Annotated in this window: 22 protein-coding genes; 15 read left to right on the top strand and 7 right to left on the bottom strand. The window is 29.2% G+C overall.

All coding sequences use genetic code 11. The annotated features are described in order from the left end of the window. Positions 1 to 11: 11 nt before the first annotated feature. The 10 genes from AJ882_RS03645 (at position 12) to rpsR (ending at position 6,742) form a co-directional block, all read left to right on the top strand. Positions 12 to 1,100 carry a CinA family protein gene (locus tag AJ882_RS03645; protein ID WP_002867182.1) on the top strand — a complete coding sequence of 363 codons (1,089 nt, stop codon included), beginning with the start codon at positions 12 to 14 and terminating at the stop codon, positions 1,098 to 1,100. Positions 1,101 to 1,111: 11 nt separating this feature from the next. Next, positions 1,112 to 1,537, top strand: coding sequence for a GNAT family N-acetyltransferase (locus AJ882_RS03650; RefSeq protein WP_002777060.1), 426 nt, complete (start codon positions 1,112 to 1,114; stop codon positions 1,535 to 1,537). 63 nt (positions 1,538 to 1,600) lie between these two features. Then, the gene (locus tag AJ882_RS03655; protein ID WP_002852938.1) at positions 1,601 to 2,221 is read left to right on the top strand and encodes an NAD(P)H-dependent oxidoreductase; all 621 of its coding nucleotides are present in this window, start codon (positions 1,601 to 1,603) and stop codon (positions 2,219 to 2,221) included. Continuing rightward, entirely contained in the window at positions 2,221 to 2,826 is a 606-nt protein-coding gene (locus tag AJ882_RS03660) for an NAD(P)H-dependent oxidoreductase (RefSeq protein ID WP_002867183.1), read from the top strand. Before AJ882_RS03655 ends, AJ882_RS03660 begins: the two co-directional genes overlap by 1 nt. A gap of 125 nt (positions 2,827 to 2,951) precedes the next feature. Then, positions 2,952 to 3,488 carry a CDP-diacylglycerol--glycerol-3-phosphate 3-phosphatidyltransferase gene (gene pgsA, locus AJ882_RS03665; protein WP_002853053.1) on the top strand — a complete coding sequence of 179 codons (537 nt, stop codon included), beginning with the start codon at positions 2,952 to 2,954 and terminating at the stop codon, positions 3,486 to 3,488. Further along, positions 3,485 to 4,591 (top strand): RIP metalloprotease RseP, encoded by a 1,107-nt coding sequence (gene rseP, locus AJ882_RS03670; RefSeq protein WP_002867184.1) that lies wholly within the window; start codon positions 3,485 to 3,487, stop codon positions 4,589 to 4,591. The genes pgsA and rseP overlap by 4 nt, the downstream gene beginning before the upstream one ends. Beyond that, the gene (locus AJ882_RS03675) at positions 4,584 to 5,450 is read left to right on the top strand and encodes a VirK family antimicrobial peptide resistance protein (protein ID WP_002859152.1); all 867 of its coding nucleotides are present in this window, start codon (positions 4,584 to 4,586) and stop codon (positions 5,448 to 5,450) included. Before rseP ends, AJ882_RS03675 begins: the two co-directional genes overlap by 8 nt. An 86-nt stretch (positions 5,451 to 5,536) precedes the next feature. Continuing rightward, complete coding sequence (rpsF, locus tag AJ882_RS03680; RefSeq protein ID WP_002853062.1) at positions 5,537 to 5,914, top strand: 30S ribosomal protein S6; 378 nt, start codon at positions 5,537 to 5,539, stop codon at positions 5,912 to 5,914. Positions 5,915 to 5,922: 8 nt separating this feature from the next. Then, the gene (locus tag AJ882_RS03685; protein WP_002860190.1) at positions 5,923 to 6,471 is read left to right on the top strand and encodes a single-stranded DNA-binding protein; all 549 of its coding nucleotides are present in this window, start codon (positions 5,923 to 5,925) and stop codon (positions 6,469 to 6,471) included. Between the two features lie 10 nt (positions 6,472 to 6,481). After that, positions 6,482 to 6,742 carry a 30S ribosomal protein S18 gene (gene rpsR, locus AJ882_RS03690; RefSeq protein WP_002853032.1) on the top strand — a complete coding sequence of 87 codons (261 nt, stop codon included), beginning with the start codon at positions 6,482 to 6,484 and terminating at the stop codon, positions 6,740 to 6,742. Between the two features lie 59 nt (positions 6,743 to 6,801). On the opposite strand, the gene lon is transcribed toward rpsR, so the two are convergent. Both lon and AJ882_RS03700 read right to left on the bottom strand, forming a co-directional pair. Next, the gene (gene lon, locus AJ882_RS03695) at positions 6,802 to 9,177 is read right to left on the bottom strand and encodes an endopeptidase La (protein WP_002853487.1); all 2,376 of its coding nucleotides are present in this window, start codon (positions 9,175 to 9,177) and stop codon (positions 6,802 to 6,804) included. A gap of 16 nt (positions 9,178 to 9,193) precedes the next feature. Next, positions 9,194 to 9,841 (bottom strand): outer membrane protein assembly factor BamD, encoded by a 648-nt coding sequence (locus AJ882_RS03700; RefSeq protein ID WP_011049880.1) that lies wholly within the window; start codon positions 9,839 to 9,841, stop codon positions 9,194 to 9,196. Positions 9,842 to 10,001: 160 nt separating this feature from the next. On the opposite strand from AJ882_RS03700, the gene fliW reads away from it, so the two are divergent. Genes fliW through AJ882_RS03725 form a run of 5 tightly spaced genes read left to right on the top strand, consistent with a single transcriptional unit; the run spans position 10,002 to position 12,529 of the window. Beyond that, positions 10,002 to 10,391 (top strand): flagellar assembly protein FliW, encoded by a 390-nt coding sequence (gene fliW / locus AJ882_RS03705; RefSeq protein ID WP_002852982.1) that lies wholly within the window; start codon positions 10,002 to 10,004, stop codon positions 10,389 to 10,391. Further along, a complete protein-coding gene (locus AJ882_RS03710; RefSeq protein ID WP_002859150.1) occupies positions 10,391 to 11,122 on the top strand; it encodes a pyrroline-5-carboxylate reductase in 732 nt (243 codons plus the stop codon). The genes fliW and AJ882_RS03710 overlap by 1 nt, the downstream gene beginning before the upstream one ends. Then, the gene (locus AJ882_RS03715) at positions 11,119 to 11,421 is read left to right on the top strand and encodes a type II secretion system protein (protein ID WP_002853046.1); all 303 of its coding nucleotides are present in this window, start codon (positions 11,119 to 11,121) and stop codon (positions 11,419 to 11,421) included. Before AJ882_RS03710 ends, AJ882_RS03715 begins: the two co-directional genes overlap by 4 nt. Continuing rightward, positions 11,418 to 12,080 (top strand): hypothetical protein, encoded by a 663-nt coding sequence (locus AJ882_RS03720; RefSeq protein ID WP_002858296.1) that lies wholly within the window; start codon positions 11,418 to 11,420, stop codon positions 12,078 to 12,080. Before AJ882_RS03715 ends, AJ882_RS03720 begins: the two co-directional genes overlap by 4 nt. After that, the gene (locus AJ882_RS03725) at positions 12,077 to 12,529 is read left to right on the top strand and encodes a hypothetical protein (protein ID WP_002859148.1); all 453 of its coding nucleotides are present in this window, start codon (positions 12,077 to 12,079) and stop codon (positions 12,527 to 12,529) included. Before AJ882_RS03720 ends, AJ882_RS03725 begins: the two co-directional genes overlap by 4 nt. Here AJ882_RS03725 and AJ882_RS03730 read toward each other — a convergent pair. From AJ882_RS03730 to AJ882_RS03750, 5 genes are read right to left on the bottom strand one after another with little or no spacing between them, the layout of a single operon-like run. Next, complete coding sequence (locus AJ882_RS03730) at positions 12,526 to 13,155, bottom strand: uroporphyrinogen-III synthase (protein ID WP_002859147.1); 630 nt, start codon at positions 13,153 to 13,155, stop codon at positions 12,526 to 12,528. The two genes, AJ882_RS03725 and AJ882_RS03730, sit on opposite strands and share 4 nt — an antisense overlap. Next, positions 13,133 to 13,765 (bottom strand): thiamine phosphate synthase, encoded by a 633-nt coding sequence (gene thiE, locus AJ882_RS03735; RefSeq protein WP_002852670.1) that lies wholly within the window; start codon positions 13,763 to 13,765, stop codon positions 13,133 to 13,135. The genes AJ882_RS03730 and thiE overlap by 23 nt, the downstream gene beginning before the upstream one ends. After that, positions 13,755 to 14,567 (bottom strand): bifunctional hydroxymethylpyrimidine kinase/phosphomethylpyrimidine kinase, encoded by an 813-nt coding sequence (gene thiD / locus AJ882_RS03740; RefSeq protein WP_002867189.1) that lies wholly within the window; start codon positions 14,565 to 14,567, stop codon positions 13,755 to 13,757. Before thiD ends, thiE begins: the two co-directional genes overlap by 11 nt. Next, a complete protein-coding gene (locus AJ882_RS03745; protein ID WP_002852847.1) occupies positions 14,564 to 15,250 on the bottom strand; it encodes an endonuclease III domain-containing protein in 687 nt (228 codons plus the stop codon). The genes thiD and AJ882_RS03745 overlap by 4 nt, the downstream gene beginning before the upstream one ends. Then, entirely contained in the window at positions 15,247 to 16,008 is a 762-nt protein-coding gene (locus AJ882_RS03750) for an ATP-binding protein (protein WP_002852748.1), read from the bottom strand. The genes AJ882_RS03745 and AJ882_RS03750 overlap by 4 nt, the downstream gene beginning before the upstream one ends.

Genomic DNA, 16,008 nt, shown 5'->3' on the forward strand with positions numbered 1-16,008 from the left:
AAGGAAAATTTATGAAACATTTGCTTTATCTTATAGGAGATGAGCTTACTATAAACGAAAAATTCAAAAATTATATTTATAGAACTTATGAAGAAAAATTTAAAGAAATCAACGAAATTCGCATACAAAATAAAACCGATAAAGATTTACCTTTTTTACTTGAAAATCTCTTAAATCAGTATGATTTTATCACTTTATTTACAAGCTCTTTGCATTATGCGACTGTTGCTAAAATTTTAGCAACTTTAAATGATGATAATCTTATCTTAAAAGATGATACCTTGGTTCCAGATAAAGCAGAATTTAGTAAAAATAGCTTTGTGTGTAATTTTTCAAATTCAAAAATTAATGTCGTTAAAATAAATCCAAGCGAAAAATTACCCAATCTTCTTGGACATATAAAATTAAATTTTGCATATTTTTGCATTTTTGGCATGGATGATGAAAGCGCTATATTGCTACTGCAAACCCTAACAAAATCTTATGAGATAAGTATAAAATCAACCAAGCTTTTAGATAATCTTGTGCTTATTAAGGCCACTTGCGCTAATTTTGGAAAACTTGATGGTTTTTTAAATAGCGTAAAAAATCTTTTTGGACAAAAGGTATTTTTAGGTAAAGATCCCATACATTTTATAAGCTCTAAACTTTTAGAAAAAAAATTAAAAATTTCTTTTGCTGAAAGTTGCACAGGTGGACTTTGTGCAAGTACCTTAACCAAAATTTCAGGTGTAAGTGAAATTTTTGAAGGTTCTATTGTAAGTTATTCCAACCGCATCAAACACGAATGGCTTGGAATTAGCGAAAGCGTCTTAGAAAATAATGGCGAATACAGTGAACGTTGTGTTTATTTTATGCTAAAAGGTATTTTTAAAACAGCTAATCCTGATTTTGCCTTAGCTGTTAGCGGAGTAGTTGGCGAAAAAGATGAGGGAAAAATAAAATCAGGCACTATTTATATAGGTGCAATGTTTAGAGATGGAACTTTTATCCAAGAAACGCTTTATTTAGATGGAGATCGTGAATTTATGCAAGAACAAGCTGTTTTGGCAACTTTTTGCTTACTTTTAAAATTAAAACCTGAAATTTTTGAAATTTAAGGGATTTAAAAATGAAAGAAATTAAGCTAAAAGAAGACTTGGAAAAAATTTATCCCTTGATAAAACAATTAAGAAATAACCTATCTTTGAAAGATTTTTTAGACAAAATCCAACTTGCTACACAAACTCAACATTATAAACTTTTTGCCTATGAAAATGAGGGAAGCTACAAAGCAGCTTGTGGAGTCATGCCCTTTAATGTACTTTATCATAATCATTGTCTTTATATTTGTGATTTTGTCGTAGATGAAGCTTTAAGAGGAAAAGGTATAGGTCAAGCTTTTTTGAAAAAAATCCAAATTTGGGCAAAAGATCAAGGATATGAAGAATTAGAACTAAGTTCAAGTTTTTTTAGAACACAAGCTCATGAATTTTATATCCAAAAAATGGGTTTTGAAAAATCCGGTTTTGTTTTTAAGAAAAATATCAAACTATAATATTTTTTGATTAAGCTTTGCATTTTATAATTAATATTATTATTTTTGATTTTAAGGAATAAAATGAATTTTAAAGAACTAATTTCAAAACGCAGAGCTTGTAAACTTTTTAATGATAAAAAAATCAATGAAAAGGATTTGCATTTTATCTTAGAAAGTGGAGTCTTAGCCCCAAGCTCACATGGATTTGAGCCTTGGAAATTTGTAGTATTAGAACAAAAAGAACACAATCTTAAACTCTCAACCCTATGTTACAATCAACAAAATGTAGCAAGTGCAAGTCATAATATTATTTTTCTAGCAAGAAAAGATCTTCAAAGCAAAGATGAATTTGCACAAAAACAAGTGCGTCGTTTCTCAGGTTCTAGCGAAGAAAATTTTCAAAAAATTTTAGAAATTTATACTCATAAAACCAATGCAATGAATGATAATGAACTCTATCATTATGCACAACTTCAATGCTATCTTGCTATGATGCAAATGTCACTAGCTGCAATGAGCTTAGGTATTGATTCTTGCATGATAGGTGGCTTTGAAAAAGCTAAGGTTGATGATTTTCTTAATTTAACTTATCCTTTTGAAACTGCCGTAATTTTATCCTTAGGATATAAAGCCCACGAACCAAAATATTCTACTCAACGCTTAAATTTTAATGAAGTCGTCGAATTTTACAAGGAAAAATAATGAAAAAAGAACTTGAAATTTTTAGCACAAGATATTCTTGTAGAAATTTTAAAAATGAAAAACTCAAAAAAGAGGATTTAAATTCTATTTTAGAAATAACAAGATTAAGCCCCAGTTCCTTAGGACTGGAACCTTGGAAATTTATAGTAATGCAAGATGAGAAAAGAAAAGAAGAACTTTCTAAAATTTGCAACCAACAAAAACATGTAAAAGATTGCGCTGCATTAATTATCATCATTTCAAGACTTGATTTTTTAGATTATTTTGAAGAAAAACTTAGAAAAAGAGATATGAGTGAAACAGAAATTCAAAAACGCTTAGATGCTTATATGCCTTTTTTAAAATCTCTGAATCAAGAACAAAAAATATCTTATGCAAGAGAACAAGCTCATATAGCTCTAGCTAGCATACTTTACAGTGCTAATGCTTTAAATATAGCAAGTTGCACTATAGGTGGTTTTGATAAAGAAAAGCTTGATTCTTATTTATCACTTGATATTCAAAAAGAAAGATCAAGTTTGGTGGTAGCTTTAGGATATTGCAACGATGAAAAAAATCCTCAAAAAAATCGTTTTAGTTTTGATGAAGTTGTAAAATTTATTTAAATTTTGCTTTTAAGCAAAATTTAAATAAAAATAAACTGATTCTTTTTTTGTATTTTTACTAAGTCTTTGCTTAAATTTTATACAATTTTGATTATAATTTTACATTTAATTTCACAAGGCTTGTTATGAATTTACCCAATATCTTGGCGATTTTTAGAATGGTTTTAGCGCCTTTGCTATTTTTTTTATTAATTCATCATTTTGAAAATATTCATCAAAGTTGGATTAACTATTTTGCTGCTTTAACTTTTTCATTAGCAGCTTTAAGTGATTTTTTTGATGGATACATCGCAAGAACTTGGAAACAAACTACAAAACTGGGTGGAATCTTAGATCCATTAGCCGATAAAATGCTTGTTTTAGCAGCTTTTTTAGGGCTTTTACTTACAGGAAAAGCTAATGAATGGGTAATTTATATTATATTAGTAAGGGAATTTTTTATCACAGGTTTTAGAGTTGTAATGATTAGCGAAAATTTAAATGTCAATGCTTCTTTTGCAGGCAAACTTAAAACCGCTTTTCAAATGACTGCGATAGGATTTTTAATCATGGAGTGGATAGGCGGTGAAATTCTACTTTACATAGCTTTGATTTTAACTCTTTATTCTGGATTTGAATACATCTATACTTATATAAAAGCTCAAAAAAAAGGAGAAAAATGAGATCTTTATTATTTTTAATTGTTATTTTGATTTTGGGAATTAAATTTTATTCTATTGAATTTTTAGCAACTGTTTTAGTCATCTCATTTTTAATTTTCTTTCACGAATTAGGACATTTTTTGGCTGCAAGATCTTTGGGTGTAAAAGTTGAAGTTTTTAGTATAGGATTTGGAAAAAGTCTTATAGAGCGTGAATTTAAAGGCACAAACTATCGCTTAAGCACTTTACCACTTGGAGGATATGTTAAACTTAAAGGACAAGATGATATGCGTCCTGGTTTTGAAAATCTAGACAAAGATAGCTATAGCATTTTAAGTCCTTTAAAAAAGATTTATATTCTTTTTGCTGGACCATTTTTTAATCTAATTTTAGCTTTTTTTCTTTATATTATCATAGGAAATTTAGGTCTAAACAAACTTGCTCCGCAAATAGGAAACATAGCGTCAAACTCTGCTGCACAAGAAATAGGACTTCAAAAAAATGATACTATCTTAGAAATTAACGGTATAAGAATTCAAACCTTTGATGAAATTTCAAAGCATTTAAGTTTAGATCCTTTGAAAATATTAATCAATAGAGAAGGAAAAAATTTAGAATTTATTTTAACTCCAAAAATAGGACAAGGATACAATGACTTTGGACAAATCGTTGAAAAACCTCAACTTGGAGTCAGTCCAAATGGGACAAGCACTCTTGTAAAACACCAAGGTTTAGAAAGTTTTAAATATGCCGCACAAGAAAGTTTTCAAGCTTCTACACTCATCATCAAGGGTATTGTAAAACTCATAAGTGGTGAAGTTGAAGCAAAAAATTTAGGCGGTATTATCACCATGACTGAAATTACCTCAAAGGCTGCACAAAATAGCTTTACTTTGCTTTTATTTATCACTGCTTTAATTTCTATAAATTTAGGCATTTTAAATCTTTTACCTATTCCTATGCTTGATGGAGGACATATACTTTTTAATCTTTATGAAATGATTTTTAGACGCAAAGTTCCACAGCGTACTTTTGAATATTTAAGCTATACAGGCATGGCAATACTTTTAAGTTTAATGCTCTTTGCAACTTATAATGATATATCAAGGATTATAGGTGAATAAAAAATTTTCCTACCCTATTCCAAATTTTACTGATAGAAGAAAAAGTATAATCTTTTGGCGCTATTTGCGTTTTCAAGCAAGAAAAATTTTATATTTTCCTCAAGTAAGACTTCTAGAAAAAACGCTTAATAAAGAAAAAAATAAACATTTAAAAGACTTTTTCTCTCAAAGACCCTATGCTTGTTACAATGCTACAAGAAGATTTTGCGATAAAAGTTTTAAAGCAAATGAACGTGTTAAAACACTTATTTATGATGTTGATAAGGGACTCGCTTGTTTTAAATTTCTTCCCGAGGAGCAAATAATTTTTTCTTTTGATGAAGATTTTGAGCTTTTTTTAGGATATAACTATAATGTTTGCGAAGAAGGTTTTTGGGCTTTTTCTTTAAAATTTAAAAAATACACAATCTTACAATGTAATTTTTGCTTTACTTTAGAAAACAATCTTCTACTTTCTTGTATACAAGGACATAAATACAAAGATTTTAATATTTTAGAAATTAATAAAATTTTAACTAAAAAATGTCATGGTTTGCGCCCTGTTGCTTTACTTATAGAATGCTCTAAGATGCTTTGTGAAATTTTAAAACTTCAAACTACTTTAGGTGTACATGAAAAAAATCAAATCCGTTCTCAAAAAGGAAAAGAAAAAGGCTATTTTGTAGATTATCAAAAAATTTGGCTAGAAAATGGTGGAGAATTAATAAAAATCAATAAACACAAATACTATAAACTCCACCACTCTCAAAAAAACCTAGAAGAAATCCCTTCGCAAAAACGCTCCATGTATAAAAAACGTTTTGCTATGCTTGAAGAAATCAAAACAAATTTAGATAAAACCTTAAGTATTCAAGACTAATTAAGTATATTTTGATATAATCTAGTCTTGCTTTATGCAAAATCCTTGCTCATAAAAATGGGCTTTAATATCCATAAGGAGAAAAGATGAAACATTATGAGGTTTTATTTATCTTAAAACCAACACTTACTGAAGAGGAAGTGAATGCGAAGTTGGAATTCGTTAAAGAAGTCCTAACCAAAAATAGTGCAGAAATTGAAACTGTTGTTCCAATGGGTACTAGAAAATTAGCGTATAAAATCAAAAAATACGAAAGAGGAACTTATTTTGTGATTTATTTCAAAGCTCCTACAAACTTGATCGCTGAGCTTGAAAGGGTGTTAAGAATCACTGAAGAAGTAATAAGATTTTTAATCGTAAAATATGAAAATAAAAAAGAAATTGCAGCTTGGGAAAAACTAAGCCACGGGATTAAGCAATCTAAAAAAGAAATCAAACCTTTAGATGCTCCTGAAATTCAATAAGGAAAAAGATGTTTAACAAAGTTGTTTTGGTTGGAAATCTTACACGTGATATAGAAATGCGTTATGCACAAAGCGGTAGTGCTATTGGAGCTTCCGCTATAGCAGTAACAAGAAGATTTACCGCAAATGGAGAAAAAAGAGAAGAAACTTGCTTTATTGATATAAGCTTTTATGGTCGCACCGCAGAAGTTGCAAACCAATACCTTACAAAAGGTTCAAAAGTACTCATAGAAGGACGTTTGAGATTTGAACAATGGAGTGATCAAAATGGACAAAATCGCTCTAAACATAGCATTCAAGTTGAAAATATGGAAATGCTTGGCAATTCCAATGCTCCACAACAAGGCGGTTTTGGCAATAATAGCTTTTCAAACAACAATTATAGTGGAAACTATGAAAATCAAAGCTATGATCCTTATATGAGTGAAAATCAAAATTTTAATAAAGCAAAAGCAAACCCTGCTCCACAAAGAAACCAAAACCCACAACACGAAGAAAAATTAAAAGAAATTGATATCGATGCTTATGATAGCGATGATACTAATTTACCATTTTAAAGGATAAACTATGGCAGAAAAAAGAAAATACTCTCGCAAATATTGCAAATACACTGAAGCAAAAGTTGAATTTATTGATTATAAAGATACAGCAATGTTAAAACATGCTTTATCTGAAAGATTTAAAATCATGCCACGCCGTTTAACAGGCACAAGCAAAAAATACCAAGAAATGGTAGAAGTTGCAATCAAACGTGCAAGACATGTAGCTCTTATCCCTTATATAGTGGATAGAAAAGAAGTAATCAATAATCCTTTTGAAGGACTATAATCTTTTAAAGCAAACTTGTAAAAAGTTTGCTTTCTTATACATTTATTCTCAAAATAAAGTTAAACCAAAGTATATTCTAAAACATCACTGAAAGTATCAACAGCAATGATTTCCATATTGTCTCTAACCTCACTAGGAATATCTTTTAAATCTCTTTCGTAATTTTTTCTTGGAATTAAAGCTGTTTTTATATCTGCTTTATAAGCTGCAATTAATTTTTCTTTTAATCCGCCTATTGGTAAAACTTTTCCTTTTAAATCTATTTCACCCGTCATTGCAACATCTGCTTTAACCTTTTTATCACTAAAAATAGAAGCAATAGCTGTGCTTATCGTAATACCTGCACTTGGGCCATCTTTTGGAGTAGCTCCATCTGGCACATGTATATGAATATTATAACTATCATAAACATTAACTTTAGGATCAATAATTATTTTTTTAGGTATTTTTATTTTTCCTTCATCGATTAAAACTTTTATCATGCTAAAAGCAATTCTAGCTGATTCTTTCATTACATCACCCAAACTTCCTGTGAGCGTTAATTCTCCTTTACCTTTAATTTTTACAGCCTCTACTTTTAAAACATCTCCACCTACGCTTGTCCAAGCCAAACCATTGACCTGACCTACTTGATTTTCTCCATTATTTTTTTCTATTTCAAAAACTTTTTTATCTAAAAATTCATTCAAATTTTTTGTATTAATAATGACTTTTTTAATATTTTCTAAAAGTAGTTTTTTAGCACTCTTACGACACAACTCTGCCACTTTGCGACGCAAATTTCTAACTCCTGATTCACGAGTATAATCGCTAATGATTAGCTCTATAGTTTCATCATCAATAAATAATTCATTGGATTTTAAGCCATGTTTTTTAAGCTCATCTGGAATTAAATATTTTTTCATTATATGAAATTTTTCACTTGGAGTATAAGAGCTAAGTTCTATAAATTCCATTCTATCTCTTAAAGGTGCAGGAATATTGCTAATATCATTTGCCGTTGCTATAAAAATGACTTTACTTAAATCAATATTAAAATTTAAATAATAATCCCTAAATTTAGAATTTTGCTCTGGATCTAAAATTTCTAAAAGCACCGCACTTGGATCGCCTCTAAAACTGCGATTTAATTTATCAATTTCATCCAATACAATTACAGGATTAATTTGTTTTGCCTCTATGAGTCCTTGAGTAATACGTCCAGGCATAGCGCCTATATAAGTTCTACGATGACCACGCAGCTCATTAACATCTTCAAGTCCACCTAAGGCTATACGAATAAGCTCTCTTTTTAAAGCTTTTGAAACAGAATTTGCCAGTGAAGTTTTACCAACGCCAGGAGGCCCATAAAGACAAAGTATAACTTTAGCACCATCTTTTTCTGCTATTTTTCTTTTTTCTAAAAGTTCCCTAACTGCAAAATATTCTTCTATGCGTTCTTTTGGTTTATTTAATGCATAATGATCATGGTTGAGCTGTTTTGAAACTTCCTTAATATCAAGTTTTTTCTTAGAAATTTTTTCAAAAGGAACATCTAATGCTGTTTCTATGTAAGTTTGAATCATCGATGCTTCGGAATTATCTTGATGAATGCGTTCGAATTTTTCAATTTGTTTTTTGATTTCTTTATAAGCGTCTTCGTGCATAAATTTCTTCTTTAACTCCAGACGCTTTTGATACTCTCTAACCTCATCTTCTTTTTGCGTATCAGAACCAAGCTCTTTTTGAATTTGTCTTAATTGTTCTTTTAAAAAATATTCTTTATTTACCTTATCAATACGAGAATGTACTTTATTTTTAATTTCTTTTTGAATTTTATTAGCTTCTATTTCTTGAGCAATTAAATCTATTAATTTTACTAATTTTTGCTCAAGATCTGTTAAAACAAAAAACTCATAAGCAACTTGTTTTTTAATACGCACAGTGTTTAAAATCAAATCGCAAATCCTAGATGCATCAAAACCTTCTTCAATTGTTCTTAAAAGATCTGGAGAAAAATAATGACTAATATTTGCCAAATTTTTTACTTTCTCTTTTAAAACTTCAAGAAGTGCTTCTTTTTTAGTTCCTTCTAAAAAGTCTTCTTTTATAAGTTCTATCTTGGCTTCTAAAGGTTTATTAGAAATTTGCTCTATAATTTTACCCTTGGCATATCCTTGAAAAAGTATTTTCACTCTTCCATCAGGCAAAGGAACTTTTCGCATGATAGTCCCAATCACTCCGCAATTATAAATTTCATCAAAATTTCTTCCATTTTCCAACTTTGAAGGTGCAACAAAAAGCATGCTATCATTTTTAATCGCAAGATCTAAAGCTTTCATATTGGATGAATCGTTAATAAAAATAGGAGTTATCATAAAAGGATATAAAAATAATTCATCTTCAACCAATACTGGTAAATTTGCTGGATAATTTTGTATCTCTTCAATCTGCATTTATTTTCCTTGTTTATTAAAATCTTTCAAATATACTTCTATACCAAGGAAGCTCAGGTTTGATAATACTTTGCTGATAAAATTCACTTTCTTGAAGTCTTTGTTTATAAATTTGTGCACTTTCATCATGCCCTATGCGCTGGTATAGATTTTCTATAGTACTATTAAGATAAAAAACCGCTAAATTAAATTTTGTAAGCATTGTTTGAACCAAAGGTTCATATTTTGTATAAGGATAATCTTTCAAAAAAGTATCTATTTCTTTTTGGCTTTCAAGCATTAACGCCTGATTACGATTTGGCACTGCAAATGCATCAAATTTTGCCTTAATTTTAAGATAACGAATATAATCAGCATTGCGTGAATTTCCAAATTTTTTATTATATTCATCTAAATAAAATTCAGCTAACTTATATTCCTCTTCATCCATATGAGCTTGTGCTAAAATAATTAAAGTAGTTTCCAATAAAGGATCGGCAACATGCTCACTTGCCATACCATTATAATGATCATCAGCTTTTTCCAAATCCTTGTCCTGCAAATCTTTAATAATTTGCTTATACCACTCACTAGCACTAAGATTGTATAAACCTTCATCATTTTTCGTACTACACGCACTAAAAAAAACACTTAAAAAAACCAATAAAAAAATACCTTTTTTCATACTTCACCTTGATTTATATTCTCAAAAATATATATTTTAACGATTTTATAATTATGTTCTTCTAAAATTATAATAAAATTAATTAAATAATTTAAAATTTTGGAATGATTATTGCTTATTTTATGTTAAAATATTAAACATTATAACTTGAGGAGAAAACATGACCCTAGCTGTTAAATGCCCTATCTTAGGTTTTGAAGAAACCAAAAATATGGAATTTTCAACTATCGATGAAGTATTTGTAAGACTTAAAAGTCTTGATGGTAAAGACTTTTCTTTTGTTTTAATTAATCCTTATTTGATTAGACCTGATTATGAATTTGATATACCAACTTATTATCAAGAGCTTCTTTCTTTAACACCTGAATCTAATATGAAAATTTTTAATATAGTAGCCATAGCAAAAAGCATTGAAGAATCGACAGTGAATTTTCTAGCTCCAGTAGTCATTAATCTTGATAATAATACTATGGTACAAGTGATACTAGATACAGTTAATTATCCCGACTTTTTTCAAGCTGATCAAATTGCTAATTATATTAAAAAATAATGCTCTATATACTTGCAAATGGATCTATGGCAACAGCCTTAGCCTATGGGTTAAAAGATGATTATGAAATTTGTATAGTAGGAAGAAGTATAGAAAAACTTCAAGCCCTCGCCAAAGAAGGCTTTAAAACCTTACTTTACAAAGATTTTAACATAGAAGGTAAAGATGTTATTTTAGCATTTAAACCTTATGCTTTAGAAAATATTGCTCAAATGCTAAAAGGACAAGCACGTATCTTAATCTCTGTTTTAGCCAATGTTGATTTTGAAAAACTACAAACCATCAAAGCTCAAAATTATGTTAGAATAATACCCAATACAGCAGCTAAATACAAGGCTTCAACCACACCATATATACTTAAAAACTCTCATTTTGAAAATGAAATTTTAGACATTTTAAAAACTTTTGGCTCGGCTTATAAATTAGATAATGAAATACAAATGAATGCAGCTATGGCGATTAGCGGCTGCGCTCCTGCTTTTTTAGCACTTATAGCAGAAAGCATTGCTAATGCTGGAGTTTATGAAGGTTTGTCAAAAGAACTTAGTCTCAATCTTACGCGCTCTTTATTTAAAAGCTCTAGTGCTTTACTAGAACATGAACATCCAGCTATTATCAAAGAAAATATTTGCTCCCCTGGCGGAGTTACAATAAAAGGCATAAAAATACTCGAACAAAAAGGAATTCGCGGAAGTTTTTTTGAAGCCATAAATGCTAGCAGCGCTAAATGAAAAAGGCTTTCATACTTATAGAAAGCATTAGTGCTATAACGATCATATCTTTAATTTTCATTGGCATTTTTTATTACTATATTCAACTTTACAAAAACTATGAAAATTTAAATATTTTTGAAAGACTCTATAAACTTCAAGAAGAATTATATGAAAAGCCTATTTTTAAAACCATCATACTTCAAACTTCAGCCTTAAAACCTATAGTTTTACAAGAACAGTTTGTTAATGATGGTATATTTCAATTTCAAAAATTATACTTTCAAGATCAAAATTATAGCGTTTATTTTAAAGAATGAGCAAAGCTTTTACACTTTTTGAACTTATAATATCACTAATACTTTTTACTTTTATAACTAGCTTACTTTCAAAACCTTTAATGGATTTTTATCATTTAAATTTTACTGCTTTACATACAAACAATCTTATCACTCAAGCACATTTAAACTTGCTTAAAATAGAAAAATTAATACAAAATTGTATTAATATTACATTTTCACAGAATACATTAAAATGTCTTTTAAAAGATGAGTTAATTAGCCTAAAAGATAATAAACTTTATCTTATTAATTCTGCTCTTATTTTAGAAAATAATCATACACTTTATTCACCTCATTCTGATTTTAAAACACAACTCCAAAATAGAAAAGATTTATATAACGACAATGAACATATTAGCTATGCTTATAAAATTAACAAGATTGAAAAAATATCTATCTTGGAAAATGGTATATCTGCAAATTTTACAGGTAGTTTTATTCCTTTGCAAGCTCAATTAGTTATCAAATTGCAAAATGAAGAACTTATATATGAAATAAAGCCAAAATTTAATGAACAATTAAACCAACAAGGATTAATTTCTAAAAACATAAGCTCATTTAACCTGCAAAACAATAAATTAAAAATTTGCCTAAAAAGACAAACAAAACATTGCCTTGAAAAAAGAATTTTACTGTGAAAAAAGCTTATGTTTTAATTTGGACAATTTTTTTAATACTACTAATAAGTCTATGGATGAGCTTGACCTTAAACATATCCAGCTATACTCCAAAAATAATCCAAGATAGTTATTACTACCTTCAAGCTCAAATTTTAAGTCACAATGCAACGCAATTTTCTAAATATTTTTTATATCAAGCAAAGCAAGAAAATAAAGAATGTTTAGACAATATATATTTTAATTACACAAAAGCTTTGATTAAAATAAAATATTTTTATCCTATTGCACAATGTGTTAATTTTAAATTTTCCAACTTCAATCCCGATGCAAATTTAAGCAAAGATGGTGTTATTATAGCCCACATTAGTATTGCTTTAAATCGTGATAAAAACGTCAATGATGAAATTTTACTCACAAAAAGCATTATTATTTATCCCAAAGAAAATTTTTGGAATTTAAAAAATTAAACCAAAGTCTTAGCGAGCTTAACACAGTCTAAAAGACTTTGATTTTCGCATATATAAAGATTTTTAAAATTTAAAAGCTTCTTTGCTGTGCTTTGCCCTATAACTACAACCTTATCTTCTTCTTTTAAGCTATAAAATTTTAAAAAATTTTCTACACTTAAAGGAGAGGTGAATATAAAAATAGCAGGATAGATAAGCTTTTTGTCGCCTTTTTTAAAAACATTTTCATAAACAATCATTTCATCTAAATCCACACCTACATTTTTAAGATCCAAATTTAAAGTTGAAACAATATTTTTAGCCCTTAAATACAAACATTTTTGCATTTTTAACTCCTCTTTAAATTCAAGAAAAAGATCTTTTCCATAAGCCTTTGATGGAATTTTAATCTTTTTAAAACCTAAATTTTTAGCGTATTGAGCTGTACTTTGTCCCACAGCGTATAAATTGAGTTTGAAATTTAAAGTGATTTTTGCATGTTGTAAAGCTTTTAAAGCATTTTTTGAAGTGCAGATTAAAGCATCATACAAACTCAAATCCACACTAAAATCATAAAAAACAATCTCATTTAAAATAAGATTTTCCACCCCTTCAAAAGGAGTTTCATTTAAGAGATAAATTTTCATAGATTTTACGCTTTAGCTCTTTAGCTGCCAAAAAAGCATCTTTAGCATCCATGATCGCCCTAACCACAGCCACACCGCTTAAATTTATACCCTTTAACTCAACAAGTGCTTCTTTGTCAATCCCACCTATGGCTACAACCCCTATAGGGCTTTTATCACAAATTTGACTTAAAAGCTCAAGGCTTAAAAGCGAACTTTCTTTAGTAGGCGTTGCCTTAATAGCTCCACAACCTAGATAATTTACTCCTTGTATAAACTCAAGTTGTTCTAACTTTTTAAGACTTAAGCCTATGATTTTTTCATCTCCTAAAAGCTTTCTAGCTAATTTTGCTTCTAAATCTTCCTGTCCTAAATGCACCCCATCAGCATCTAAGGCTAAAGCTATATCCACCCTATCGTTAATCAAAAAAGGTATTTTATAAGACTTGCAAAGTTTTTGCACCTTTAAGCCTAGTTTATAAAATTCTCTTGCATTAAGCTCTTTTTCACGAAGTTGTATGATACTTACTCCGCCTTTTATAGCATTTTCTAAAGTATTTAAAAAACACTCCTCGCTTTTATTTCCCTTAGTAGCAACCAAATAAAGGCTAAGATCTAATTTATTTTTCATCTAGAAACTTGAAAAAATGATTTGTAGGACCACAACCTTTTCCAAGATTAAGTGAATAATAAATCGCATTTCTTACATACTCTTTAGCTTCACTAACAGCGTGAAATAAATCCTTGCCTTTAGCTAAATTACTAGCAATAGCCGAAGAAAGCGTACAACCTGTACCGTGAGTATTTTTAGTTTCTATGCGTTCGCCTTTTAAAATATAAATTTCTTTTCCATTATAAAGCACATCATTGGCATTTGCTTCACTATGTCCGCCTTTAAGTAAAACTGCCTTAACCCCCAAGCTGCATAAATGCTTAGCTGCTTTTATCATCTGCTCTTCATTAGCGATCTTAAAACCACATAAAAACTCTGCTTCAGGAATATTAGGAGTAAGAATGTCTGCAAATTTTATTATAGTTTGTTTGAAAAAATCACAATTTTCTTGCGGCATTAAAGCATAGCCATTTTTGGCAAACATTACAGGATCAATAACTACATTTTGAGGTTTAAACTCGCTTAAATTTTTAGCTACACAGCTCATTAATTCACAAGAACCTATCATTCCGATTTTAGTTGCCTTTGGCACTATATCTTCAAACACGGCAAGCATTTGTTCATCCACGCTTTGAGTAGGTATATCGTGTACAGAAATCACCCTTGCGGTATTTTCAGCTACCACACTTAAAACCACACTCATACCAAAAAGATTGTGTGCACTAAAGGTTTTAAGATCGGCTTGTATCCCTGCTCCACCACTACAATCACTCCCTGCTATAGTTAAAACAGGTATAAGTTCACTTCCTTTTGCTTTCATAAATCTTCCTTTAAAATTTTGATCCATTCTTCACCCTTAGGGCTTAATTTTTGTCCTTTAAAACTCTGTTTTGCAAAAGCTACAATCAAAGCATGAAAAATTTGATAAAGTTCGTAAAGTTCGCATTTTTTTCCTAAAATTTTATACAAATTTTCTTGCTCACTCTCTATGTCACTTTGAAAAAATTCTCTTAATTCTTCATAATTTTCAAACTCATAACCTAAGTAAAAAGCCAAACGCAAACTATAATTATCTACAACCAAAATCTCTCTTTTGCAAAGATAGTTTAAAATACTATCAACGCTTTCAAAACCTAAACCTTTGATATTTAAAAGCCATTCTCTGCTTGCATTTGTTTTAAAATTTTCTAAATTTTCATAAGTGTTTATGATACTTTCTACCAAACCTTTTAAACGCTTAGTTTTGGTATTATAAAATCCGCTAGGCTTAATTAAAGTTGCAAGTTCTAAATTGGATAAAGTATTGATTTGTTCTAAGCTTGCAATATTTTCTTTTTTTAAATTTTCTAAAGCTTTTAAGACATTTTTCCAATTTGTATTTTGAGTTAAAACGACAGAAATTAAAAGCTCAAATTCACTCAATCCTTGATTTTCAAGCCAATCAAAATCATGATAATTTAAATCCAAATTTAAAAGCTTGGTAAAAATTTGTGCTCCAGTCATTTAAAATTCTCCTTAAAAGCTAAATAAAATTGCTTTGCGGTACGACCACTTCTACTTGCTCTTAGAGTAGCAAATTCTTTAGCTTTAGCGTGCAAAAGCTCTTTATCACAAGAATAATCTTTAAAATAAAAATCTATCATCTTTAAATACTCTTCTAAATTTCCCTGATAAAAACTTAACCACAAACCAAATCTATCACTCAAGCTTAATCTTTCTTCAGCAGCATCGCTTAAATGAAGTTCTGTATGTGTGATTTGCGTATCAAGATTATCAGTAATGCTTTCACTTAATAAATGCCTACGATTTGAACTCGCATAAATAATTACATTATTTGGGGCTTTTTCTATGCTTCCCTCAAGTAAAGGTTTTAAAAATTTATAACTATCATCTCCCTTTTCAAAAGAAAAATCATCACAAAAAAGTATGAATTTAAAATTTTCTAATCTGATTTCATCGATGATATCTGCTAAAGCAAATAAATCTTCTTTATTTAATTCGACAAGTCTTAAGCCCTGTTCTTTAAATTCATTAAATATAGCTTTAATTAAACTTGATTTTCCAGTGCCCTTAGATCCCCATAAAAGTGCGTGATTTGCTCCCTTATCTTGAATGAAATTTAAAGTATTTTCATAAAGTGCTTTTTTTTGACTTTCCATACCTACTAAATCTTTTAAAGCAATAGGATCGATTTCAAAAATAGGCTTTAAATAATCTTTTCTTGCTCTATAAATTGCTGCATAAGTTTTATTCCAATCCAT

This window comes from Campylobacter sp. BCW_6461, from assembly GCF_001762735.1.
Taxonomy (GTDB): domain Bacteria; phylum Campylobacterota; class Campylobacteria; order Campylobacterales; family Campylobacteraceae; genus Campylobacter_D; species Campylobacter_D jejuni.